The organism is Salegentibacter salarius (assembly GCF_900168265.1).
Lineage (GTDB): Bacteria > Bacteroidota > Bacteroidia > Flavobacteriales > Flavobacteriaceae > Salegentibacter > Salegentibacter salarius.
In genome coordinates this window covers 17,286-39,832 of sequence record NZ_FVZF01000010.1, presented here as the reverse complement: position 1 = coordinate 39,832, position 22,547 = coordinate 17,286, and the positions used below count along the sequence as shown (strand labels likewise).

26 protein-coding genes are annotated in these 22,547 nt (G+C 36.5%); 17 read left to right on the top strand and 9 right to left on the bottom strand.

What is annotated here, in order from left to right:
• Positions 1-397: 397 nt before the first annotated feature.
• On the top strand, positions 398-1,012 hold the full coding sequence (locus B5440_RS07430) for a MarC family protein (RefSeq protein ID WP_070052851.1): 615 nt from the start codon (positions 398-400) through the stop codon (positions 1,010-1,012).
• A gap of 15 nt (positions 1,013-1,027) precedes the next feature.
• On the opposite strand, the gene B5440_RS07425 is transcribed toward B5440_RS07430, so the two are convergent.
• Positions 1,028-1,432 (bottom strand): hypothetical protein, encoded by a 405-nt coding sequence (locus tag B5440_RS07425; protein ID WP_070052853.1) that lies wholly within the window; start codon positions 1,430-1,432, stop codon positions 1,028-1,030.
• A gap of 116 nt (positions 1,433-1,548) precedes the next feature.
• On the opposite strand from B5440_RS07425, the gene B5440_RS07420 reads away from it, so the two are divergent.
• The 4 genes from B5440_RS07420 to B5440_RS07405 all read left to right on the top strand — a co-directional run bounded on the left by B5440_RS07420 (position 1,549) and on the right by B5440_RS07405 (position 4,523).
• A complete protein-coding gene (locus B5440_RS07420; protein ID WP_070052855.1) occupies positions 1,549-2,004 on the top strand; it encodes an Lrp/AsnC family transcriptional regulator in 456 nt (151 codons plus the stop codon).
• Positions 2,005-2,213: 209 nt separating this feature from the next.
• Positions 2,214-2,408, top strand: a complete 195-nt coding sequence (locus B5440_RS07415; RefSeq protein WP_057480301.1) for a DUF1328 domain-containing protein — start codon at positions 2,214-2,216, stop codon at positions 2,406-2,408.
• Positions 2,409-2,512: 104 nt separating this feature from the next.
• Positions 2,513-3,937 carry a hypothetical protein gene (locus tag B5440_RS07410; RefSeq protein WP_070052857.1) on the top strand — a complete coding sequence of 475 codons (1,425 nt, stop codon included), beginning with the start codon at positions 2,513-2,515 and terminating at the stop codon, positions 3,935-3,937.
• Between the two features lie 85 nt (positions 3,938-4,022).
• Positions 4,023-4,523, top strand: coding sequence for a DUF1684 domain-containing protein (locus B5440_RS07405; protein WP_232755974.1), 501 nt, complete (start codon positions 4,023-4,025; stop codon positions 4,521-4,523).
• Between the two features lies 1 nt (position 4,524).
• On the opposite strand, the gene B5440_RS07400 is transcribed toward B5440_RS07405, so the two are convergent.
• The 6 genes from B5440_RS07400 to B5440_RS07375 all read right to left on the bottom strand — a co-directional run bounded on the left by B5440_RS07400 (position 4,525) and on the right by B5440_RS07375 (position 9,196).
• Complete coding sequence (locus B5440_RS07400) at positions 4,525-5,640, bottom strand: porin (protein WP_070052859.1); 1,116 nt, start codon at positions 5,638-5,640, stop codon at positions 4,525-4,527.
• A gap of 115 nt (positions 5,641-5,755) precedes the next feature.
• The gene (locus tag B5440_RS07395) at positions 5,756-6,997 is read right to left on the bottom strand and encodes an ammonium transporter (protein ID WP_070052861.1); all 1,242 of its coding nucleotides are present in this window, start codon (positions 6,995-6,997) and stop codon (positions 5,756-5,758) included.
• Positions 6,998-7,027: 30 nt separating this feature from the next.
• Entirely contained in the window at positions 7,028-7,366 is a 339-nt protein-coding gene (locus B5440_RS07390; RefSeq protein ID WP_070052863.1) for a P-II family nitrogen regulator, read from the bottom strand.
• A 171-nt stretch (positions 7,367-7,537) separates the two neighbouring features.
• Entirely contained in the window at positions 7,538-7,912 is a 375-nt protein-coding gene (gene crcB / locus B5440_RS07385) for a fluoride efflux transporter CrcB (protein WP_070052865.1), read from the bottom strand.
• 6 nt (positions 7,913-7,918) lie between these two features.
• The gene (locus B5440_RS07380) at positions 7,919-8,950 is read right to left on the bottom strand and encodes an SRPBCC family protein (RefSeq protein WP_070052867.1); all 1,032 of its coding nucleotides are present in this window, start codon (positions 8,948-8,950) and stop codon (positions 7,919-7,921) included.
• A gap of 57 nt (positions 8,951-9,007) precedes the next feature.
• Complete coding sequence (locus tag B5440_RS07375; protein WP_057480293.1) at positions 9,008-9,196, bottom strand: hypothetical protein; 189 nt, start codon at positions 9,194-9,196, stop codon at positions 9,008-9,010.
• Between the two features lie 66 nt (positions 9,197-9,262).
• Here B5440_RS07375 and B5440_RS07370 point away from each other — a divergent pair, with 66 nt between their 5' ends.
• Both B5440_RS07370 and B5440_RS07365 read left to right on the top strand, forming a co-directional pair.
• Entirely contained in the window at positions 9,263-9,649 is a 387-nt protein-coding gene (locus B5440_RS07370; protein WP_070052869.1) for a pyrophosphohydrolase domain-containing protein, read from the top strand.
• 57 nt (positions 9,650-9,706) lie between these two features.
• The gene (locus B5440_RS07365; RefSeq protein WP_070052870.1) at positions 9,707-10,738 is read left to right on the top strand and encodes a Gmad2 immunoglobulin-like domain-containing protein; all 1,032 of its coding nucleotides are present in this window, start codon (positions 9,707-9,709) and stop codon (positions 10,736-10,738) included.
• Between the two features lie 107 nt (positions 10,739-10,845).
• Here the strand turns inward: B5440_RS07365 and B5440_RS07360 are convergent, their stop codons facing one another.
• A complete protein-coding gene (locus B5440_RS07360) occupies positions 10,846-11,913 on the bottom strand; it encodes a branched-chain amino acid aminotransferase (protein WP_070052872.1) in 1,068 nt (355 codons plus the stop codon).
• Positions 11,914-12,016: 103 nt separating this feature from the next.
• Between B5440_RS07360 and B5440_RS07355 the strand changes: the two genes are divergently transcribed.
• The 3 genes from B5440_RS07355 (at position 12,017) to B5440_RS07345 (ending at position 14,172) form a co-directional block, all read left to right on the top strand.
• Positions 12,017-12,523, top strand: coding sequence for a DUF4920 domain-containing protein (locus B5440_RS07355; protein ID WP_070052874.1), 507 nt, complete (start codon positions 12,017-12,019; stop codon positions 12,521-12,523).
• 1 nt (position 12,524) lies between these two features.
• On the top strand, positions 12,525-13,199 hold the full coding sequence (gene mnmD / locus B5440_RS07350) for a tRNA (5-methylaminomethyl-2-thiouridine)(34)-methyltransferase MnmC2 (RefSeq protein WP_070052876.1): 675 nt from the start codon (positions 12,525-12,527) through the stop codon (positions 13,197-13,199).
• Between the two features lie 70 nt (positions 13,200-13,269).
• Positions 13,270-14,172: a TIGR01777 family oxidoreductase gene (locus B5440_RS07345; RefSeq protein ID WP_070052877.1), complete on the top strand. Its 903-nt coding sequence runs from the start codon at positions 13,270-13,272 to the stop codon at positions 14,170-14,172.
• 171 nt (positions 14,173-14,343) lie between these two features.
• On the opposite strand, the gene B5440_RS07340 is transcribed toward B5440_RS07345, so the two are convergent.
• Positions 14,344-15,012, bottom strand: coding sequence for a YceI family protein (locus B5440_RS07340; protein WP_070052878.1), 669 nt, complete (start codon positions 15,010-15,012; stop codon positions 14,344-14,346).
• Positions 15,013-15,169: 157 nt separating this feature from the next.
• On the opposite strand from B5440_RS07340, the gene B5440_RS07335 reads away from it, so the two are divergent.
• The 7 genes from B5440_RS07335 (at position 15,170) to B5440_RS07305 (ending at position 22,539) form a co-directional block, all read left to right on the top strand.
• The gene (locus B5440_RS07335; RefSeq protein ID WP_070052879.1) at positions 15,170-15,763 is read left to right on the top strand and encodes a nucleotide exchange factor GrpE; all 594 of its coding nucleotides are present in this window, start codon (positions 15,170-15,172) and stop codon (positions 15,761-15,763) included.
• 30 nt (positions 15,764-15,793) lie between these two features.
• The gene (dnaJ, locus tag B5440_RS07330; RefSeq protein WP_070052880.1) at positions 15,794-16,924 is read left to right on the top strand and encodes a molecular chaperone DnaJ; all 1,131 of its coding nucleotides are present in this window, start codon (positions 15,794-15,796) and stop codon (positions 16,922-16,924) included.
• 395 nt (positions 16,925-17,319) lie between these two features.
• Positions 17,320-18,249, top strand: a complete 930-nt coding sequence (locus B5440_RS07325) for an ABC transporter ATP-binding protein (RefSeq protein WP_070052881.1) — start codon at positions 17,320-17,322, stop codon at positions 18,247-18,249.
• Positions 18,242-19,534, top strand: coding sequence for an ABC transporter permease (locus tag B5440_RS07320; RefSeq protein ID WP_070052882.1), 1,293 nt, complete (start codon positions 18,242-18,244; stop codon positions 19,532-19,534). Before B5440_RS07325 ends, B5440_RS07320 begins: the two co-directional genes overlap by 8 nt.
• A 3-nt stretch (positions 19,535-19,537) precedes the next feature.
• Positions 19,538-20,470 (top strand): mechanosensitive ion channel family protein, encoded by a 933-nt coding sequence (locus B5440_RS07315; protein ID WP_070052883.1) that lies wholly within the window; start codon positions 19,538-19,540, stop codon positions 20,468-20,470.
• Positions 20,463-21,371, top strand: coding sequence for a DUF6268 family outer membrane beta-barrel protein (locus B5440_RS07310; RefSeq protein WP_070052884.1), 909 nt, complete (start codon positions 20,463-20,465; stop codon positions 21,369-21,371). Before B5440_RS07315 ends, B5440_RS07310 begins: the two co-directional genes overlap by 8 nt.
• 1 nt (position 21,372) lies before the next feature.
• A complete protein-coding gene (locus tag B5440_RS07305) occupies positions 21,373-22,539 on the top strand; it encodes a sigma-54-dependent transcriptional regulator (RefSeq protein ID WP_070052885.1) in 1,167 nt (388 codons plus the stop codon).
• Positions 22,540-22,547: the final 8 nt, after the last annotated feature.

The window sequence follows — 22,547 nt, the reverse complement described above, 5'->3', positions numbered from 1 at the left end:
AAAAGTCTGGGAAAGTGTGCGAATCGCTTATCCCGATGAGCGCAGCGAATCAGGATCTATAGAACTAAAAATGTTTTGAAAATATTTTTGCGAAAAAGAAGTGATTAGCTTAGCGAATCACGGCTTTTAAAGTTATTAATAAATCATCCCAATGGGCGAAAGCCTCATTGGGATTTTTCATTTCAAAACAATTTTTAATTTAAGAATTCAATGCTATAATAAGATAAACCATAACTGAAAATGTCCTCAATTTTCTAAAAAAGCGATACGTTAATTATTAAGTTCTAAGGTGTCTAAAACTTTTATCCTTTTTATTGGGTGGGGCTAAAATTTCAGATTAATTTTGCAGATTACTAATTTCAACCTGTAAGTACGTAAGTACCAAAATTATAAATCTATGGAAAATATCTGGTTATATGCCATAGGTGCGTTTACCGCATTTTTCGCGATTAATAATCCGGTGGGGAATATTCCAATCTTCCTTAGCTTAACCAAACAGGCAGATGGAAAAAGAAAGCGTTTTATTTCTAAAAAAGCGACTTTCACGGCTTTTGTTATCGTAACAGGATTTGTGTTATTGGGTAAATATATCTTCCAGCTTTTTGGATTAACTATTCCTGCCTTTAAAATTACAGGTGGAATTTTGGTGTTTTTCGTGGGCTTTGAAATGATAAGGGCACAACAATCCAGTATTGACAACCAGACAGAAGTAGATTTTAATGAAGGGATTTCCATTTCTCCGCTAGCAATTCCAATTCTTGCCGGTCCGGGAACCATTGTAACTGCAGTAAACTATACGACCACGGCTAGCTATATGGATATGGGAATTATTGTCGCGATGTTTGGCTTAATTATGTTTTTAAATCACCTCGCTTTTATTTCCAGTGAATATTTAGTGCGATTTATTGGTCAGAATAAGATTATTGTGATTGAGAAGATAATGGGGCTTATTATAGCAATTATTGGAACTAATATGCTTATTGAAGGTGTGAAGCTCGCTTTCTTTGAATAAACAGCTAAGCTTAAATTAAGCTTTTCTAAGTTGCTGAATCCAATCAGCGATCATTGTATCAAAAAGATGAATCTCTTTCTTTAGTAGTCCTAAAAACTCACTTTCTCTTACCCCAGAGAACTCCAGGTTTCTACAAAGCGTTTTTAAACTTTTACTTGCCTTTCTAATTTTTCGAATACGTTCTAAACGCGAGCCGTAGTTTTTTGCAGTTGCCACAGAAGCTACGCCCGGGGCAAGTAGAAGAGATTCGTTTACAAGATCTCCGGCATACCTGTCTTTTGGACAGGCTGAAAATCCCATTTCCAGCACGTGCTTATCTTGCGTAAAATGCACAGCCATAGCCCTGGAAAGTTTGAAAATTTCTAAAGCTTTCCGGTAAACCGGTGTGTGATAAGATTTATAAGAAAAAGCCTGTGACATTAGTAATAAATTTCAGCATAAAATTAAAGAGAAAATAAATAGCTTGACTTCGGGTTTTAAGCTTGAAATTATATTTTACCTTTGATTAAAAAGTATTATTCAAATAAAACTTTAATATGCAAATTGATGAACTTAACTGGGCTATTTTAACGCGCTTGCAGCAAAATGCCAGGTACTCTTTTGCCGAAATTGGGAGGGAGATAGGATTAAGCTCTCCGGCTGTGGCAGAAAGGGTAAAGAAAATGGAAGATGCCGGCATTATAAAAGGCTATAAAACTCAAATCTCTTATCATCAAACCGGGCATCAATTAAAAGCTATAATAACCCTTAGGGCTTTTATGGGGAGATTAAAACCCTTTCTTGAAAAGGTAAAGGAATTTAAAGAGGTAAATAATTGCTATCGTATCACCGGGAATGAAAATATTATAATGGAAGTGGTTTTACGAGACCAGGCTCATTTAGAAGAATTTATAGACAAACTCATCACTTACGGCGAAACCAAAACCCATATTGTGCTGTCCCAGGTGGTAGAATTTGCGCCAATAAATAAAAATGCCACAAAATTATCTTAAATTCTTGTGTATAACTATTTCTGGTGATTTCTAAACAGATAATTTTTGTACTGTTTTTTTAGAATTCAGTTAAAATACCTTCTTTTTTGAGTCTATTTTAACTAATTACTCAAAGCTATAATCGGTTTAGTTAAATAATAGCAAATTGTAATTTTATTAATAGCATAACGACTATACTGTACCTATTTTTACAAAAAAGAAATTGCATTATGAGAAAGTATAGTACATTATTCCTAATCGTTGCGGCTTTAACCGGTGCGATAGGATTTTCCGGATTAAATTTTGCCGGTATTGAAGTAGTGAGGGTGTTGTTTTTAATTTTTGCAGATCTACTCGTAGTATCTTTAGTTGCCCGTCTTTTCTTTAGAGATGACAATTTAAGATTACAACGCGTTAAAAAATAAATCTACCGCCTATATATTTATGAAGCCTTCCTCTTTCGATGAAGGCTTTTTTTATGCACGATCTTTGATATCTATGCTTATATTTATAGTAATTATGTGATATTATGATGAAAAAGATACCTTTTTTAATTTTACTCTTAAGTCTTATTCCTCAATTAGGAAATACACAGGAAATTGAAATTCCTTTAGGTAGAATTGTAGATTCAGTTCCTACCAACGATTCTATTGCAGATAGTTTTGCTTTATATCTTCCGCAAGATTTTGACGAAAAGAAAGAATGGCCGGTAATTTTTGTATTTGATCCTCAAGGTAGGGGAAGGGCAGCTACCCAGCTTTTCAGGACGGTGGCAGAAGAGCAATCTTATATTATCGCCGCCTCCAATTTAAACCTAAAGAAAGATTCTTTAAAAAATAACATTACTAAAATAGGACCTTTTATTAACCAGGTAGATGGTATGCTGTCTATTGACAGGGAGCAGGTTTATCTAGTAGGTCTTTCTGAAGGTGGGCAATTGGCTACTGCATTGCCATTTATTTACAATAATATCTCTGGAGTATTAGCTGTGGAAAATGCCTGGTTAAATACTGATTATTTGAACTCTAGCAATAAGTTTATGTTTAGCGTAATAGCTTGCGAAAGCAGGAATTCAATGGGTATTCTAAAGGAAATAGAAAGCTATTTTGATAAAGAAAATTATCCTACAGAAATGAATTTTTATACTTGTGAGGAGGAAGTGGAATGGCCTGTTGCCGATGTAATTCAGAACGCTGTGGCAGGTTTTACCTTAAATGCGATAAAGGAAGGAAAAAGGCTTAAAGATCTAGATTTTATAAAACAACTTTATAATGCTGAAGTGGAATATGCCCAGGTTCTAAGACGCACTCGTAATTATTACCAGGCATTTGAAAAGCTGAAACAGATTGAAGATAAATATGAGGATTTTGGACTGGAAATAGATTTGAGAGACCAGATAAAGAATATTAGGCGAAATAAAGCCTTCAGGCAGCAAAGACGGGATTATCGCAATGCTATCGCTGAAGAAAATGCCAAACGGGAGGAATATATTTATTATATGGATGCCGATGTAGTAACTTCTAATTTTGAAAATATTGGTTGGTGGGCCGCCCAGGTGCAGGAATTAAAGGAAAATAAAGAAAAATTTAGTGGGCCAAAACAAAATAAGGCAAGCAGGCTTCTTGGTTTTCTGGATGCACTTAGCAAGAGTTACTACGATAGTTATGTGAATTCCCAGGCTAATGCCAGATCAAAAGTATTTGTTAGTATTCTTCGTACCATATTCGATAAGAATGATCCTGAAGCATATCTCAATATTATTAAAATTGCCGGTCATGATGGCGATCATGAAACAGCTCTCCTTTATTTGGAAGATTTGCTTAAAACCGGATTTGAGGATATGGAGGTATTATATGATATTGAAGGAATTTTAGATCTAAAATTGAGTAAGGAATATAATGAGAAAATCAGGGAATATCTTGGGAAAGCCAAATATTATAAGGCTGATAGTTAGTTCGAAATTATTTTTTCTGGTTTCCTTAATGCTATCTGTTTCAGTTATTGCTCAGGAAAAGAGTGTAGAGGAATTTCAGAGGGATATGAATGAAAAATTTAGTGATCCCGAGCGTACTCCGCTTTCTAAAGATGATTTGGCTAAATTTAAGAACCTACATTTTTTCGAGATTGATTCGGCTTTTCAAGTGAAGGCTTATTTTTTAAGAACTCCGGCTGAAGCTCCATTTAAAATGCAAACTACAACAAATAGAAAACCTGTTTATGTGAAATATGGAGAATTATATTTCAGTATTAAAGGAAAAGATTTTAAACTGAATGTTTTTCAAAATCAGGAGCTAATCTCAGATCCCGAATATTATAATTACCTTTTTTTACCCTTTACAGATCTTACCAATGGCGAAACCACCTACTCCGGCGGACGGTATTTGGACTTAAGGATACCGGAGGGTGATTCCATTTTTTTAAATTTTAATAAAGCATATAATCCTTATTGTGCTTATAATGCTGACTTTTCATGCCCTATAGTTCCTGCTGAAAATAATTTGCAAATTGCAGTTAAAGCAGGCGTTAAGAACTTTAATTGATTTAGAACGCATAAACCGCAGCCAGTACAAAAGATGAAAGGTTATCGGTACCATCTAAATCTGAATTAACAAAGACCGGCGATGGAGTATTCGAAACTTTATCCAGGCGTAATTCCGGTTTAATAGTTAGGCTTCCAACGGTATAATTTCCGGTTAGGGTAAAATCTATTGCTTCAGCATCAGCGCCGTAAACAGGGCCGCCATCTTCCAGTTCTTTAAAATATTCTGCTCTTAAACCAATAGCAAAACTATCGGAAGTTTGAAACTGCGGATACAGTGCTGCTCCGTAAAATCCTGCACCATCTGTAGTGTTATACGTGGTGTTAAGGCCTAAATAGAAAGAATCGGTAAAATCCCAACCCGTTGTCAAATCTATCTGAAACGTTGCTTCGTCTGAAATTGGCATTTGCTCACCGTATAGTAGGTTTAGGTATGCGCTTCCATTTGTGTTAGAATATCCTAACTGTCCGCCAAAAGAATACTTTCCATAGGGATTAAATTTAGTCCAGTCTGTAGGATTCATAATGGCCAACATTGCGCTCCAGTTATCATTTATCGTGAAATCTGCTTTAATTCCGGTGTGGGAAAAAGGTCCGTAGAAAAACATATAGGAAGTGGAATAATTGAAATTGGCAGCCGGGGAAATTACTTCATATCCCAGGAAGGTATTAAAATTCCCCAGTGTTAGAGTAACTGCATCTGAAACATTCCAGTAAGCATACAACTGGTTTACAATATTGCTGGGAGCGCCTGATGCAAAAACGGCATCTTCTCCACGAGGTCCAAAAACCAGGTCGGCCACAAAACCTACTTTCTCTCCTTCGTAACCTAAAATTACATTCGCCATTCCAATAGCGAAACCGGGATCGTTTGCAAAAGAAGAAGCGGGAGCTTGTGGGCATGCAATAATATCACCGGCTTCATTGTACTCATACTTATTTAGTCCATTAAAATTTGTTCTGAAGTAAGTATCTACAGAACCGCTAATACTAAAATTAGACATAAAGCTTTCAACTTTAGTTTCTTCGGTTTCCTGCGCCTGCAAGTTATTTCCGGCAGCAAAACAGATTCCTAAAAGGAATATTTTTCGGATATTTGTAATGGTAAATTTTTTCATAATAAAAGTCTTGTTTAATAAGTTGAAATGTGTTGAGCAAAGCTGTATGAGAGATTTACTTTATAGGAGCGCTCCGCCAAGCGCTCCTTTTTCTTTTTAGAAATTTAATTTTTATTTATCTATCGTGGACCGTTCCAAATTCGGCATAGGCATCCATACCGTGTTCATGAGCGTCCAGGCCTTCGGTTTCTTCCTTTTCTTCCATTCTTAAGCCCATAGTTGCTTTAATAATAGAGAGAATTACGAATGCAGAAATACAGCAGAAAGCACCAATTATTCCCACGCCCGCCAGCTGGGTAAGAAATTGATCAAAACCGGCCATACTTCCAAAGGTTCCTACGGCAAGAGTACCCCAAATTCCGCAAGCAAGGTGAACAGCTACTGCACCAACGGGATCATCCAGTTTAAGTTTATCGACTAGCGACACCCCAAAAACAATAACTCCTCCTGCTACTAAACCAATAAGAACCGCATCAAAAGGAGACATTAGGTCTGCGCCTGCAGTAATCCCAACCAGTCCACCTAAAATTCCGTTCAGGAACATGGTTAGATCATAATTTTTATAAGCAATGGTTGAAACTAAAAATGCTGAAATACCACCGGCCGCGGTTGCAAGACAGGTTGTTACCAGTGTAATAGAAGTCAAGGAAGGATCGGCAGAAAGAACTGAGCCCCCGTTAAACCCGAACCACCCTAGCCAAAGGATAAAAACTCCCGCTGTTGCCAAAGGAATATTGTGACCCGGAATTGCATGAGACTGTCCATCCTTTCCAAATTTACCTAAACGAGCTCCCAGTAAATAGATAGCTATTAAAGCTCCCCATCCACCTACGGAATGTACCAGTGTAGAACCGGCAAAATCATAAAAACCAAGACCGTCTAAGAATCCGCCACCCCATTTCCAGGAACCTACAATAGGATAAACAATGGTGATGTAGATCACCGAGAAAAGCATAAAACTTCCCAGTTTAATTCGTTCTGCTACCGCCCCGGAAACTATAGTTGCCGCGGTTGCCGCAAACATGCCCTGGAATAGGAAATCTGTCCAGTAAGTGTAACCTTCGTTATAGGCTAAATCTAAAGCACCATCTGCTACAGGCGCACTTAACCCAAAAAGGTCAAAGAAGTAATCCGGAATTACTCCGGCTAAAAATGAGCCCGGATACATTAAATTAAACCCAAGAATAGCATAGGTAAGTAAGCCGGCACAAATTATAAATACGTTTTTAAACAGGATATTAATGGCATTTTTTTGTCTTGTAAGTCCAACCTCAAGAAGTGAGAAGCCCAGGTGCATAAAAAAGACCAGGGCGGTACACACCATCATCCAAACATTATTAGTAGTAAGTAATTCCATAAAAGTGATTTTTTATAATGAGTTGATATTTTAAGAAAGAGAGTCTGTTCCTTTTTCTTTAGTTCTTATGCGGTAGGCTTCATCTACCGGTGTTACGAAAATTTTTCCATCTCCCACCGAACCCGTATGAGCGGCTTTTAAGATTGTTTCTAACGTGCTCTCTACATTGTGATCTGATACCGTTAAGGAGATCTTGCGCCGTTGAATATCGCTGGTACTATAAGATACTCCGCGATAAACGTGGCCTTGTTTCTCATTACCTACTCCGGTAACATCCCAATAGCTAAAAAAATTGACTTCGGTTTCGTGAAGTGCTTTCTTAACTTCGTCAAACCTGGACTTTCTAATGATTACTTCTATTTTTTTCATAAAAACTTGATTTTCAATGGTTGTAAATGTATAAAATTATCATAACACCCATAAAAAAATAGGGCTTTATGCTTAATTAATACGAATAAAACAAAAACAACCCCTAAAAAATTAGGGGTTGTTTTTATAAAAGGCTAAGTTTTACTTTGTTTGTAAATTTTAGGATGCCGGCTAGGTTAGTTTGGAGAGAAAAAGACCTAAAAAGACAGCTAAAATTCCAAGAATTATGCTTCCAAAAGCATAAAAGAAGAAATTTAGGTAGTCGCCCGAACGTAAAAGTGCTTGATTTTCAAGAGCGAAACTTGAAAAAGTAGTGAAGCCGCCGCATAAACCTACAGCAAGGAATAATACGAGATTAGAACTAAAGAATTCGTGCCGGGCAGCGAAGCCTAAAATTAGGCCAAGCAATAGACTCCCAAGGATATTTACGGTAAAAGTTCCGTAGGGTAGAAAAAAGGTTTCAGAATTTAAACTTTTACTGATTAGGTAGCGCAACACACTGCCAAGGCCGCCACCCAGAAAAATCAATAATAGCTGTTTAAACATAAGTGTTTATTTAACAGGGATGTAAAGGTGTGTGATCCATTTAGCAGGATTAGCCACTTGTTCTGGAGAAGTTAAATGAACTTCAAAATTTTGAGCATCCTCTATAACTTCAAGATCGTTCTCTGCAATATAATTATAGGCGGTGTCCCAGGCTTCTTTAAGGTTTTTATAATCGCCTTTTAAAGTGGTTTTTAAGACCTTTTGGTTGGGTATAAATCCGTTTAAGATCTCACTTTCAGCGGGCGTAATTACTTCGCTGGAGGTAAATATTCCTGCTGAAAAAATAGCTGTTCCAGATGATTCGTTCCATTCATTATAAAGTACAAAAGGATTTCCGTTTTTCTCAATCCCGTTTTCATCCATATAGGTAGAGACTTCGGTAAACATCGGCGCCATCTTTTCATCTACCTGGCTAATTTTACTGGCAGTAGTAGTGTACATATAATAGCCGCCACCATGCTGAATAACACCATCTACATTAATAGTGTACTTATCCATTTTATTTAAAATGACGCTTTCCATATTATTAAGACCTTTTTGAAACTTTGGACGCATCATTTCTGAAATACTTTGGTCCTGGAAGGTAAAAGCCAACTTTTCCATAAAGCTCTGATGGCCTTTTATTCCCCAGGTAACTTCGGTTCCGTTTTCAATCTCCTTGAACTCCCAGTAAACATCGCTCGTAGATTCTCCGAAAGAAGTTTTAAAAGTGATTTCCTGTTCAATTTCAGAATAAGGTTTAGCTGCAATAGTCTTTATTTCGCCATCACCGGCACTCTCGCTTTTCCAGGAATAAGTAGCACTATCTCCGCTGGTTTTTGCTCCATATTCTATGATCATATCATCGGCTTCAGCGGACCATGGTTCCCAGTTTTCCCAGTTTTTAAGTTCGTTAACTTCCTGGAAAACCATTTCTACCGGTGCGGTAATTACTTTGTTTTCTTCTACCTGGTAATCTCCATCTTTTGTGGCGATATAGATAGAACCTGCAATTATCACTATTAAAAGTAAAAAGAAAAGGTATTTTAAAATTTTCATATAGGTTGGTTTAGAAACGAAGATACTTATTTTAACAATATTTGGTAAATAAGATATTTATGGATTTAAAAAGGTTTTGAGTATAAAGAGTAAACCTATAAAGGCCAGAAAAGCCAGGAGTACCCAAATACTTCCTTTATATTGTTTTTTATGTAATAAAGTATCTTTTTTATAACTAATAACAATAATTATTACAAAAACGACTACAAATAAGCCTGCGAAAACGAGTTGGCCTGTGCTAAACATTTTATTTACTTTTATGCAAAGTTAAGGTTTTAGGCTTAACCTGTAATTGATTTAAATTATATAAAAATGAAGAAAAGACTCGCTGCAGTAAAGCAATTCCACACAAGCTTTAAATTAGGAATTTCTGAAGATCCAACAGCTTCCCTGGGAGCCCAAAAGAACCGGTTGCGTTACGAATTAATGAAAGAGGAGAACGAGGAATACCTGGATGCGGCAAATAATGGAGATCTCACCGAAGTAGCTGATGCCCTGGGAGATATGTTATATGTTTTATGCGGAACCATTATTGAACACGGCCTGGAACATAAAATTGAAGCAATTTTTGATGAAATCCAGCAGAGTAATATGAGCAAGCTAGATGAAAACGGAAATCCAATATATAATGAAATGGGCAAAGTGATCAAAGGACCGGACTATGTTAAGCCGAATATTGCAAAAGTGCTTAAAGACTGATCTTATTGATTTTTTAAAACGAAAGCAGTTAATTATTTTAAAGCATAACTTAAAAAAATGAAACTTTCGGTTATTTCTTTTATAATAATTCTTGTGGCTTTAGGCTGTAAAAACCCTAAGAACACTGAAAAAGCTTCCAGTGGTGAAGTAGAACAAGATACCCTAGTAGAAAAACGAACAGAAATTCAAAAGTATAAGAACGATACCTGGAATTTCGCTTTTGAATACCTAGAAGAATTAATAGTTTCTGAAGGGCAGTTACCCGGCAATAGCGTGGTAATAAATGTCTATCCAGAAAGCATGAATATTTCGAAACCGCTGGCAATTCATGAAAAACCAGAAATTCCCTACATCGCTTTTTTTCCAAAAGGTTTTGGTGTAGATGCTCCTTCGGGAAGTAAAAAGTCTATAAAAGATTGGAATGCTAACCTAAATTTATCTTTTAATGTAGATGAAACTGAATCCCAGGTCTATCTTCTGAAAAACGGCGAGCCGTGGGCCTATTTCTTAAGATTTCATCAACCGCCGGAAAAATGGAATAAATACGGAGGTGTTTTTGTGCATTATGCGGTCACCAACTTTAAGGCTTCCTGTGTTTCTGCAATGGGTGAAAGCAAACCTATGGAGCAATGCGATCCTATGGGAGAAGATAAGGTGAGTTTTTCGGGAAAAGTAGAAGAGGAAAGCAAGAACAAGTTGGATGGGGTGTTGGAGTCCCTTTATTTTACTCAAGATGATACTGAGGAACGTAAAGATTTCTCAGATCTTATTAAAGTGGAAAAGCCTTTGCCTAATATCGAAATTACATCTCCTTTGGAAATTAAAGGAAAAGCTAGTGGAAGCTGGTTTTTTGAAGCTGAAGCTCCAGTGAAACTGGCAGATAAAGATTATAAAATTTTGGCTGAAACTTCTATAAATGCCAAAGGGAAATGGATGACACACGATTTTGTGCCATTTTCTGGCAAAATTAACTTTGAAAACGCCCCAGATGATGAAAGAGGTTATTTAATCTTTGAAAAATCTAATGCTTCCGGGAAGCCTGAACTGGATAGAAAATATACGTTACCGGTATTGTTCCCGCCAAAATAGTTTACGTCAACCTGAACTTGTTTCAAATTTCACGCAGAAAACTTCATAAAAAAACCTCACAGATATAGAGAATCTGTGAGGTTTTTTTAATGAAAATATCAGTAATATTATTTTACCAAATATCTCCAACCATGCTTATCTTCTGCCTGGTTGTATTGAATTTTCATTAGTCGGTCTTTAAAAGATTTTCCGTAGGAATCCTCTAATTTTGGAAGCTCAAATTTCTCACCTTTATAGCCAAAGCCAGAAATAGGATTAATTACCGTTGCGGTACCAGAGCCAAAGATTTCTTTTAGCTCGCCTTTTCTAGCAGCTTCAACAATTTCAGAAACTTTTACTCTTCTTACTTCTACTTCAATATTAAGATCTTTCGCGAGATCTATTACACTTTTTCGGGTCACACCATCCAAAATTCTATCACTGGTTGGTGCAGTAATTAATTTGTCGCCAACTCTAAAAAAGATATTCATTGTTCCGGCTTCCTCCAGGAATTCGTGAGTATTAGCATCGGTCCAAATAATTTGTTGAAAACCGGCTTCTTTTGCAAGATTGGTAGGATAAAATTGTGCCGCATAGTTTCCGGCAGCTTTTGCAGCCCCAACACCACCATCGGCAGCGCGGCTATATTTTTCTGAAAATTGAACCCTAACTTCACCGCTATAATAGGCCTGGGCCGGAGAACAAATAATCATAAATTTATACTTGGTTGCAGGATTTGCTGAAACGCATTCTTCGGTAGCAATTACAAAAGGGCGAATGTATAGCGAATTTCCAAAACCTTTTTTGATCCAGTCTTTTTCAAGTTTTAATAATTCTTCCAATCCGTTAAAGAAAAATTCTTCCGGAAATTCAGGAATTGCTAACCTCGCGCTAGATTTATTGATTCGTTTAAAATTTTCGTCTGGTCTAAAGAGCCAAATTTGGTCATCTTCATCTTTATAGGCCTTCATTCCTTCAAAAACAGCCTGACCGTAATGAAATACTTTTGCTGAAGGATCCAGTTGTATTGGGCCGTAAGGCTTAATTTTTGGATTTTGCCATTCCCCATTGGCATAATCACATTCAAACATATGATCTGTGAAAATCTCGCCAAAAACCAGGTTATCAAAGTTTACTTCTTCAATTTTAGATTTTTGGACTTTATTAATTTCAAGCTGGTTAGTATCGTATTTCATTATCATTAGTTTAGTTAACAAATTTACCTAAATTAAAACAGAATCAAAATCTAAAGTTTTGGTAAATTTGTTTACCTGCAAGGTTTCAACTAAAAATAAGAAAATGAGAAAAATTGTATTCATACTTGGCTTATCCCTAATTTTTACGGCTTGTAAAAACGAAAAATCTAATAATGAAGATGAAGTTTTAGCTGAAGCAAAGCCTGAAACTTATATTTTTTTTGGAGCTGAAATTTCAGCTGAAAATACTTTGACCAAAGCCGAGGCTTTGGAGAAATTTAATTCTTTAAAACCCGGCGATACCTTAGATCTCAAATTTGCTTCGAAAATTAATAGCGTTTGTAAAATGAAAGGCTGCTGGATGATCCTGGAACTTCCGAAAGAGGAAGAGGTGAGAATTACCTTTAAGGATTATGGATTTTTTGTGCCTAAAGACAGTGAAAACACAGACGTAATTGTAGAAGGAAAGGCTTTTTTAAATGAAATGTCTGTTGAAGATCAAAAACACTATGCTGAAGATGAAGGGAAATCTGAAGCTGAAATAGCTGCGATTACTTCACCTGAAATTACCAGGGCTTTTATTGCAAATGGTGTACTTTTAAAAGAATAACTTGGAAAGGAAAATCATAAAAACCGGCGATGGTTCGGTAACTATACATTTAAGTGAGTGGGACGAGCAATACCATTCCAAACATGGGGCGATACAGGAAGCGCAACATGTGTTTATAAAAATGGGTTTAGAATACTGGGTTGGTCTAAATAAGGAGAAGCAACTTTCTATTCTGGAAATAGGTTTTGGTACCGGTCTAAATGCGTTTATCACTTTTCTTGAGGCTAAAAAGCTTCAGCTAAATATAAATTACACGGGCGTAGAAGCCTATCCTGTTGCGGAGAATGAGATAAGTGAACTGAATTATGCAGAAATGCTTTCCGCAGAAAATGAGATGAATTCTTTTCAAAAAATGCATCAAATTCCGTGGAATACCCAAGCAGTTATTGCTGAAAATTTTCAACTGGAAAAACAACAAAAACGTTTTGAAGAAATTGAAGATGTCAACAAATACGATTTAGTGTTTTTTGATGCTTTTGGTGCCAGGGTTCAACCAGAACTGTGGACGGAAGAAATTTTCGCTAAAATGTATATGGCAATGAAAAACAATGGGGTTTTAGTGACGTATTCAGCAAAAGGAAGTGTGAGACGTGCTATGCAAACTGCAGGTTTTATCGTTGAACGGCTACCGGGACCGCCGGGAAAACGCGAAATGTTAAGAGCATTAAAAAAGTAGCAGGTTTTGCTGTTAAATGAGTAATAATTTTTAGTTGAGATTTATACTTGTTGCTATCTTGTAAAGAAAAATGCGAGTATTAATCACAGGAGCTACCGGCTTAATTGGATCAAAAATTAGCCAGTTATGTAGAGATAAAGGAATGGAAGTTCATTATCTCTCTACCAGTAAAGATAAGTTAGAAAACAAGGCAGACTATAAAGGTTTTTACTGGAATCCCAACAACAATGAAATTGATAGTGAAGCCATAAAAGGTGTTGGTGCTATTATAAACCTGGTAGGAGCCAGTATTGCCGAAAGATGGACTCCAGAACAGAAAAAGATCATTCTTAGAAGCCGTACTGAAACGGCTAACTTACTCTACAAATGTCTGAAGGAAAATGAGCACCAGGTAAAGAACCTTGTTTCTGCCAGTGCAATTGGAGTTTACCCCAGTTCCCTAGAAAAACTATATACCGAAGAAGATAAAGGCGTAGATGATTCTTTTGTAGGCGAAGTTGTAGTTAAATGGGAAGAAGCTGTAGATAATTTTAAAGACCTGGGAATTGAGGTCGCTAAGATTAGAATTGGACTTGTTCTAGCCGAAAATGGAGGAGTACTTCAAAAATTAAAAGAACCGGTGAATTTTAATGTGGGCTCACCGCTGGGTAGCGGAAAACAATGGCAATCCTGGATACATATAGATGATATAAGCGGCATTTTCCTATTTGCCTTAGAAAATCAACTAACAGGTATTTACAATGCGGTAGCTCCAAACCCTGTTACTAATAAAGAATTGGTGAACGAGGTGGCTTCTCAAATGGGAAAACCGGTTTGGTTGCCCAATGTTCCTAAAGTAGCTCTCAAACTGGTACTGGGCGAAATGTCTCATATTGTATTGTCAAGTCAGTTAGTGAGTAGTGACAAAATAGAGCAGGAGGGTTACACCTTTAAATATGTAAATCTTGCCAAAGCTCTGGAAGATCTTATCTAAGTAAATAACTTGGGAGCAAGCTCACTAAGCATTATTATCAGAAAATATAATTTCAAAGTAAGCCTCGGAGCATCTAATCTCGATTATCGAGTAAATAAGAAATGTATAAGCATAAAAAAAGGCTGTCAAATATTTTTGACAGCCTTTTTAGTATTCAAATTATGAATCTTATTAAGCTTTAGTAGCTTTGAGGTTGATCTTTAAAGTGATATTATCACTTACAAAGTTATCTCCTAATCCGTCAAAAACAGATTTAGAACCAAAGTTTACGTTCCAGTTTGTTCTGTCTATGCTGAACTCTTCACTGGTAATTTCCATACTGTCGTCAGATTGGTTAATGCTAACCGGGAAAGTAATGTTTTTAGTTTCCTCTTTTATAGTAAGGTTACCAGACAACATTTTTTGACCGTCTTTTTCAGTAATTTCGGTTACCTCAAAAGTAGCCTCAGGATATTTTGTAGCGTTAAAGAAGTCACCTTCTTTACCTTCTACAGTTCCCATTAAGTGAGCCTCAAGGTCTTTCTTGTCTTTCCCTTCAAGATCGGTAACGTTAATAGATTGCATATCAATTACGAAATTTCCACTTTCAATAATGCTATCGTTAGCGCTTAAAGTTCCTTCAGCAAATTTTATAGTACCGGTATGGGTATTTGTAGGTTTTTTTCCTTCCCATTCAATAATAGAAGCTGCCGTATCTACTTTGAACTCCATAGCTTCGGCTTGTGCAGTTGCTGCATCTTTAGCTTCAGAAGTTTCTGCCTTATTTTTATCGTTTTTACATCCTACAACTACAGTTAAGAAAGCTGCAATCACAAAAGTGCTTAAAATTGATTTTCTCATTTTGTTAAAATTTAGTTTTATTTTAGTTTGCAAAATTACTGAAACTTAAAATACGTTAATGCTAAATGTTTACTAAATAATTGTAGTGACATTTTGACACCGAATCATTATTGGCAATGATTTTGACCCGTTGAGCGTATATTAAAATGCAATAAAGATGAGCAAGAATAAAAAAGATATAAAAGAAGAGCAACAGGATCAGCCTGTTAAGGATCAGATTGAAGATGTGATAGATGAAGCTATCGATGAAGTTGAAAATGATGAAAACGGGAAAGACAATGAAGCAGAGACGCCCGAACTTACTGAAGAAGAAAAGCTAAAGGAAGATCTTCAGAAAGAAAAGGATAAGTTTCTTCGTCTTTTCGCTGAATTTGAAAATTACAAAAGAAGAACTTCGAAAGAACGATTAGAATTGTTTAAAACTGCCAACCAGGAAGTAATGACCGCCATGTTGCCAGTATTAGACGATTTTGACAGGGCTTTGAATGAATTACGCAAAGCAGGTGATGAAAATTTAATTCACGGGGTGGAGCTTATTCATAATAAATTCAAGGAAACGCTTACCAGCAAAGGTCTTGAGCCAATGAATGTAGAAGAAGGAGATGCTTTTGACTCTGAAATTCATGAGGCCATAACCCAAATTCCTGCGCCTAAAGATAAGCTTAAAGGCAAGATAGTTGATGTAGTAGAGCGTGGTTATAAGCTTGGGGAACGTATTATTAGATTTCCTAAGGTAGTAACCGGCAAATAAAAAGCTTTTTAGAATCCGCAAAACGAGACCATGAAAGAAGATTATTACGACATATTAGGCATAAGTAAAGGAGCTTCAACTGCCGAGATTAAAAAGGCATACCGAAAAATGGCCATTAAATATCACCCAGATAAAAATCCGGGCGATACCGAGGCTGAAGAAAAATTTAAAAAATCGGCTGAAGCATACGAAGTACTGAGCAACGAAGATAAACGAGCCCGTTACGACAGGTTTGGTCACCAGGCATTTGAAGGTGGCGCCGGCGGTGGCGGAGGCTTCGGCGGGATGGATATGGATGATATATTCAGCCAGTTTGGAGACATCTTTGGTGGTGGCTTCAGCGGTGGCGGAGGCTTCTCTGGTTTTGGTGGCGGCTTTGGCGGTGGTCAAAGACGTGCTAAAGGAAGCAACCTTAGAATTAGGGTGAGTCTTACTTTAGAGGAAATAGCCAATGGTGCCGAGAAAAAGATTAAAGTAAAACGAAAAGTTCAGGCGCCCGGAACTACCTATAAAACCTGTACTACCTGTAAAGGTACAGGCCAGGTAACCAGGGTAACCAATACTATTTTGGGTAGAATGCAAACCGCTTCTCCCTGTACAGCGTGTAGTGGTTCTGGCCAGATAATAGATAAAAGACCACCTGAAGCAGATGCTCACGGCCTGGTGCAGAAAGAAGAAACCGTTTCTATTAAAATTCCTTCGGGAGTTGAAGATGGAATGCAGTTAAAAGTTTCTGGAAAAGGTAATGATGCTCCTGGAAATGGAGTTCCTGGAGATTTATTGGTAGCAATAGAGGAGAAAGAACATCCAAGCCTGCAAAGGGAAGGTGATAATCTGCATTACGATTTGTATATCAGTTTATCTGAAGCTGTTCTTGGCTCTTCCAGAGAGATCGATACTGTTACCGGAAAAGTGAGAATAAAAGTGGAAGAAGGGGTACAATCTGGAAAAATCCTAAGACTTAAAGGAAAAGGAATTGGTAATCTTAATGGTTACGGAAAAGGAGATTTACTGGTTCATGTAAATGTTTGGACACCGAAAAACCTAAATAAAGAACAACGCGATTTCTTCGAAAGAATGGCTGAAGACGAGAACTTCCAGCCTAATCCAGAGAAAAGTGATAAATCATTTTTTGAAAAAGTTAAAGATATGTTTTCTTAGAACCCTGCTTTTAAGAAAAAATTTATATATTTGATTATCACTAAGTCTTTTAGTGACAATTTTTCTTTTTCATAGCAATTTTTTTCCCATCCTTAATTTATTAAGGGTGGGTTTTGTTTTTTAGAGCATTTTTGAAATCAAATTTTTTTCTCAATGCAAAACATCTCTCATGCTATTTCAATATATTTACTCGATAATCGAGATTAAATGCTCCGAGGCTTGCCTGGAAATCAAATTATATTTTTCAATAATAATGCTTCGTGAGCTTGCTCCGAAGTAGTTTACTCACCAGGTAAGCATTTAATATGCTACAATCTTGGGGTGAGACTCAATTTTTTCAATATTAATACCTTGTACACTTAGCTACAGGGAGTTTATTTATACCAACTTTTTATATGGAAAACCTCTTAGTAGCAGAAAATATTTATAAGCAATTTGGCAATTTTACTGCACTAAATAATGTCTCAATAGCTATTCCACGAGGTAGTATATTTGGTCTTTTAGGACCAAACGGGGCGGGAAAAACCACACTTCTTAGAATAATTAACCAAATAACCATGCCAGATAAAGGGCAGGTTTATTTAGATGGAAAACCTTTACATCCTAAAGATATTGCGCATATAGGTTACCTGCCGGAAGAACGCGGACTTTATAAATCTATGCGAGTTGGGGAGCAGGCACTTTATCTTGCCCGATTAAAAGGACTTTCTAAGGCTGAAGCCAAAGAACGCCTGGAATACTGGTTCGAAAGATTACAAATTGAAGGTTGGTGGGACAAAAAGATACAGGAGCTTTCTAAAGGAATGGCGCAAAAAATACAATTTATCATTACGGTGCTTCATCGTCCTAAATTGCTGATTTTTGATGAACCATTCAGCGGATTTGATCCTGTAAATGCTGGATTAATTAAGAACGAGATCCTTCAGCTTAAAGAAGAAGGAGCCACAATACTTTTTTCTACTCACCGAATGGAAAGCGTAGAGGAATTATGTGATTATATGGCCTTAATTCATCAGTCTAATAAACTGCTGGACGGTAAGGTTTCAGAAATTAAAAGAGCCTATAAATCTAATACCTATGAGGTTGGCCTGGAATCAGAAAATAATACTGTTCTTTTAAATGAATTAAAAGAGAAATTCGTGATAGGCAATACTAATTTTAAAAGTATAAACGACGATCTTAAATTGACCATTCAATTAAATAACGGGGAAACACCCAACCAACTCTTAGATTATCTAATTGGGAAAGCCAGGATAAACCATTTTGTGGAAGTTATTCCTTCAGTAAACGATATTTTCATTAAAACTGTCACTCAAAATGCGTAATCTAAAACTTATAATTCAGCGGGAATATTTGGCGAGGGTAAGGAATAAAACCTTTATTATCATGACTTTTTTAAGTCCGCTGATTTTGGTAGGAATGTTTGCTCTAATCGCTTATTTAAGTATGCTGAATAGCAGCGAGCAGCGCATTATTGGATTGTATGATGAAACCAAAATGTTTGCTTCAGAATTTAAAGACCAAGAACAGGTTCAATATTTAGATCTTTCCGGGAAAACCTTTGAAGAGGCGAAAAAAATGGTAAATGAGCAGGAATATTACGGACTCATTTATATTCCTGAAAATATTAATTGGGATGTTGAAGGTGTTCAGTTTTTTGGAAAAGAATCACCCGGTTTGGGAACTATACAGGCTATAGAAAAAACTATTGCCGATAGACTTACTAGGCAAGAACTTATTGAGCGCGGTATTGATGTAAACCAGTTAAATGAAGCCAAAACGGAGGTTAGAATTGAAATTCAGAATTTCTCTGGAGAACGTACCTCGAAAATGTCCAACTATATAAAAATGTTCTTTGGCGGTGCGGCAGGGTATTTATTAATGATGTTTATTATCATTTATGGTAATATGGTAATGCGCAGTGTGATTGAAGAAAAAACCAATAGGATTATTGAGATTATAGTTTCTTCAGTAAAACCTATTCAGCTTATGATGGGGAAAGTACTGGGAACTTCTTTGGCGGGAATTACCCAATTTACCATTTGGGTTCTCCTGGCCGGTGTTCTGGCAATAACTTCATTTTACGTTTTAGGGATAGATATTTTTACGGTACAGAAATCCCAATTAGAGACGGTTGAGCAAATTGCACAACCAGAGATAGCTCAGTTGGTTATGGATGTTATTAATTTACCAATTTTGAGTCTGGTTATATTTTTCCTTATTTATTTTATTGGAGGGTACTTTTTATACAGTGCCATTTACGCCGCAATTGGTGCCGCAGTAGACAGCGAAACCGATACCCAGCAGTTTATGTTTCCGGTTATTTTACCGTTAATGTTAGGGATTTATATGGGCTTTTTTTCGGTAATTGAAAATCCACACGGGAGCATTTCTACCATTTTTTCTATGATTCCGCTTACTTCGCCCATAGTGATGTTAATGCGTATTCCTTTTGGTGTGCCGTGGTGGGAATTAGCTATTTCGGTTGGGCTTTTAATTATCACCAACTTTGGGGTAATATGGCTGGCAGCCAAAATTTACAGGGTAGGAATTCTTATGTACGGGAAGAAAGCGAGTTATAAAGAGTTATTTAAATGGCTTAAATATTAAGGGATGCAGAAAGAGGAAAGTTCAGAAACTACAGAAGTTTTAAAAGAGGTAGTAGAAGATGGTATTTGGGGAAGTATTGTAGATTTTTGGAATTTTGTTTTGTTTCCTATAGAAACAGAAGGGAATACCGTGCATATTACGATAGGTAATATTCTGCTTGTTATTTTCGCTTTTGTTCTTACCAGTATTGTACTAAGGTTAATAAGATCTTTTATTACCAATAAACTGCAAGAAGGAGACAAACTTAAGTTTATAAGTATTTTTAAATTTATCAAATACTTTGTCTACTTAGTAGTGATACTCATTACTTTAAGTTCTGCCGGAATAAATATTACCATACTTTTAACAGCATCAGCTGCACTTTTTGTAGGTATAGGTTTAGCTTTACAGGAGTTTTTCCAGGATATTATTGGAGGAGTTTTTATCATTTTAGATAAATCTCTTTTAGTGGGAGACGTGATAGAGATGGAAGGAAGAGTGGGACGTGTTTTTCAAATAAAGCTTAGAACCACGCGCGCCCTAACACGTGATGATAAGGTAATGATAATTCCTAATCATAAGTTTATGAGTGATGTGATTTTTAACTACACTCAAAACCACGAAACTACAAGAGAATTTGTTAGTGTGGGCGTCGCTTACGGAAGTGATACAAAAAAAGTTGAAGAGATATTATTGAATTGTGCTAAAGAAAATAAAGATGTGATGGAAAGCCCAAAGCCTTTTGTGCTTTTTGAGGCTTTTGGAGATTCATCGCTGAATTTCTCGCTGCATTTTTATGTAACCGATAGTTTTGTTGATCCAAAAATTAAGAGTCAACTTAGGTTTAAAATAGACGAAGAATTTAGAAGGAATAATATTACGATTCCTTTTCCACAGCGAGATGTGCATTTTTATCCTACAAAAAATTATACCCAAAATTTACCTAAAAATGAATAAGACCTTAAAATTTATAGCTTTCGTTTTGCTGGGAGTTGTAACTTTTCCGGCTATGGCTCAGTCTACAGATTTAGCCCGAATAGAATACACTTATTTTCCGCAATCAGATTCAGATAATTCCTTTAGAAGGTTTAGGACCTTTGTAAATTTCCCTATAAAACTTAATGACAATGGTGCTTATTTAATTCCGGGGATAGAATATCGAAACGTGCATTTTAAGTATAAAAATGATGAGGCTTTTTCTACTAATAACCTGGATCGTTTCCAGTCTTTTACCGGGAAAATAGGCTATACTTTTAAAATGAATGAATTATGGCGTTTTGGTGCTGAAACAGGAGTGAAAGTTGCCTCTAACTTTACCACCAATGAGTTAGTGAGAGACGATTTTATTTACACCGGTTCGGTATATTTTATTAAAATTAAAGAAGATGATCGCTATTTAGAACCCTGGCGTTTAATTCTAGGTTTAAGTTATTCTACCACCACAGGATTTCCTTTTCCGTTACCGGTTATAAATTATTATAAGCGTTTTGATGAAAAATGGTCTTATGGTTTAGGAATACCAAAAACCAATTTAAAATATTATTTTAATGATAAACACCAGGTGCAGGGTTTTGTAACTTTAGATGGGTTTTTTGCGAATGTTCAGCAAAATTTTAATCCATACCCCCAAACAAGGCCCGATGCAAACCGGCTAGCCGAAAGTATGTCAATGACCATTGTATTAAGCGGTTTGGGATATCAATACAATTTCACCGATAATATTTCATTTTATGCATACGCCGGTTATACTGTTTTGAATGACATTAGGTTAAGAGACAAGGATCGGGAAGATATTTATACAATAGACGATACCAATACATTCTATGCCCGTAGCGGCTTAAAATTTAGTATTTTATAATATGGCACGTATTTTATTAATTGAGGACGAAGCAGCAATTAGAAGGGTTTTAGTAAAAATCCTTACCGAAGAGAGTGAACACTATGAAGTTGAAGAAGCTGCAGATGGACTTGAAGGAATTGAGAAAATAAAGGATCATGATTTTGATCTGGTACTTTGTGATATCAAAATGCCCAAAATGGATGGGGTAGAAGTACTGGAGGCAATAATGAAAATTAAATCTGAAATTCCTGTGGTAATGATCTCTGGTCACGGCGATCTTGAAACTGCAGTGAATACTATGAAACTTGGCGCCTTTGATTATATTTCTAAACCACCAGACCTTAATCGTTTATTAAATACGGTTAGAAATGCTCTAGACCGTAAAGAATTGGTTGTAGAGAATACGCGTTTAAAGAAAAAAGTGGGGAAGAATTTTCAAATGATCGGCGAGTCTGAAGAAATTCAGCGTATCAAAGATGTTATAGAGAAAGTTGCTCCCACAGATGCTCGTGTACTAATTACCGGGCAAAACGGTACCGGGAAAGAGCTGGTAGCACATTGGTTACATCAAAAAAGCGACAGGTCTAAAGGCCCGATGGTAGAGGTGAACTGCGCCGCGATCCCTTCAGAATTAATAGAGAGCGAACTTTTTGGACACGTAAAAGGTGCTTTTACTTCGGCAAATAAAGACCGAGCAGGTAAATTTGAAGTTGCCAACGGCGGGACAATCTTTCTTGATGAAATTGGAGATATGAGTCTTTCGGCACAGGCTAAAGTTTTGCGTGCGCTTCAGGAGAACAAGATTTCACGAGTAGGTAGCGGTAAAGATATTATGGTAGATGTGCGTGTAGTAGCAGCAACTAATAAAGACCTTAAAAAGGAAATTGAAGAAAAGAAATTTAGAGAAGACCTTTATCACAGGCTGGCGGTTATTCTAATTGAAGTACCATCCTTAAACGAACGTCGCGAAGATATACCTTTACTTATAGATTATTTTAGCGAAAAGATCTCTGCAGAACACGGTTCGAGTAAAAAAGAGTTTACAGAAGAAGCTTTAAAAACCCTTAAAAGCTACGACTGGCGTGGGAACATACGAGAATTGCGCAATGTAGTAGAAAGGCTAATTATACTTGGAGGCGATAAGATCACCGAAGAAGATGTAAACCTCTTTGGGAGCAAGTTTTAAAAAGTATA

Excerpts from the sequence above, each read along its gene's own strand:
- B5440_RS07305 (WP_070052885.1), top strand. The coding sequence starts at position 21,373 with ATGGCACGTATTTTATTAATTGAGGACGAAGCAGCAATTAGAAGGGTT.
- B5440_RS07395 (WP_070052861.1), bottom strand. The coding sequence starts at position 6,997 with ATGGAATTACTTACTACTAATAATGTTTGGATGATGGTGTGTACCGCC.
- crcB (WP_070052865.1), bottom strand. The coding sequence starts at position 7,912 with ATGTTTAAACAGCTATTATTGATTTTTCTGGGTGGCGGCCTTGGCAGT.
- B5440_RS07370 (WP_070052869.1), top strand. The coding sequence starts at position 9,263 with ATGAAGAAAAGACTCGCTGCAGTAAAGCAATTCCACACAAGCTTTAAA.
- B5440_RS07360 (WP_070052872.1), bottom strand. The coding sequence starts at position 11,913 with ATGAAATACGATACTAACCAGCTTGAAATTAATAAAGTCCAAAAATCT.
- B5440_RS07345 (WP_070052877.1), top strand. The coding sequence starts at position 13,270 with ATGCGAGTATTAATCACAGGAGCTACCGGCTTAATTGGATCAAAAATT.
- B5440_RS07315 (WP_070052883.1), top strand. The coding sequence starts at position 19,538 with ATGCAGAAAGAGGAAAGTTCAGAAACTACAGAAGTTTTAAAAGAGGTA.
- B5440_RS07405 (WP_232755974.1), top strand. The coding sequence starts at position 4,023 with ATGAATGAAAAATTTAGTGATCCCGAGCGTACTCCGCTTTCTAAAGAT.
- B5440_RS07355 (WP_070052874.1), top strand. The coding sequence starts at position 12,017 with ATGAGAAAAATTGTATTCATACTTGGCTTATCCCTAATTTTTACGGCT.
- B5440_RS07415 (WP_057480301.1), top strand. The coding sequence starts at position 2,214 with ATGAGAAAGTATAGTACATTATTCCTAATCGTTGCGGCTTTAACCGGT.
- B5440_RS07340 (WP_070052878.1), bottom strand. The coding sequence starts at position 15,012 with ATGAGAAAATCAATTTTAAGCACTTTTGTGATTGCAGCTTTCTTAACT.
- dnaJ (WP_070052880.1), top strand. The coding sequence starts at position 15,794 with ATGAAAGAAGATTATTACGACATATTAGGCATAAGTAAAGGAGCTTCA.
- B5440_RS07335 (WP_070052879.1), top strand. The coding sequence starts at position 15,170 with ATGAGCAAGAATAAAAAAGATATAAAAGAAGAGCAACAGGATCAGCCT.
- B5440_RS07400 (WP_070052859.1), bottom strand. The coding sequence starts at position 5,640 with ATGAAAAAATTTACCATTACAAATATCCGAAAAATATTCCTTTTAGGA.
- B5440_RS07410 (WP_070052857.1), top strand. The coding sequence starts at position 2,513 with ATGATGAAAAAGATACCTTTTTTAATTTTACTCTTAAGTCTTATTCCT.
- B5440_RS07380 (WP_070052867.1), bottom strand. The coding sequence starts at position 8,950 with ATGAAAATTTTAAAATACCTTTTCTTTTTACTTTTAATAGTGATAATT.
- B5440_RS07365 (WP_070052870.1), top strand. The coding sequence starts at position 9,707 with ATGAAACTTTCGGTTATTTCTTTTATAATAATTCTTGTGGCTTTAGGC.
- B5440_RS07325 (WP_070052881.1), top strand. The coding sequence starts at position 17,320 with ATGGAAAACCTCTTAGTAGCAGAAAATATTTATAAGCAATTTGGCAAT.
- B5440_RS07320 (WP_070052882.1), top strand. The coding sequence starts at position 18,242 with ATGCGTAATCTAAAACTTATAATTCAGCGGGAATATTTGGCGAGGGTA.
- B5440_RS07430 (WP_070052851.1), top strand. The coding sequence starts at position 398 with ATGGAAAATATCTGGTTATATGCCATAGGTGCGTTTACCGCATTTTTC.
- B5440_RS07425 (WP_070052853.1), bottom strand. The coding sequence starts at position 1,432 with ATGTCACAGGCTTTTTCTTATAAATCTTATCACACACCGGTTTACCGG.
- B5440_RS07310 (WP_070052884.1), top strand. The coding sequence starts at position 20,463 with ATGAATAAGACCTTAAAATTTATAGCTTTCGTTTTGCTGGGAGTTGTA.
- B5440_RS07375 (WP_057480293.1), bottom strand. The coding sequence starts at position 9,196 with ATGTTTAGCACAGGCCAACTCGTTTTCGCAGGCTTATTTGTAGTCGTT.
- B5440_RS07390 (WP_070052863.1), bottom strand. The coding sequence starts at position 7,366 with ATGAAAAAAATAGAAGTAATCATTAGAAAGTCCAGGTTTGACGAAGTT.
- B5440_RS07420 (WP_070052855.1), top strand. The coding sequence starts at position 1,549 with ATGCAAATTGATGAACTTAACTGGGCTATTTTAACGCGCTTGCAGCAA.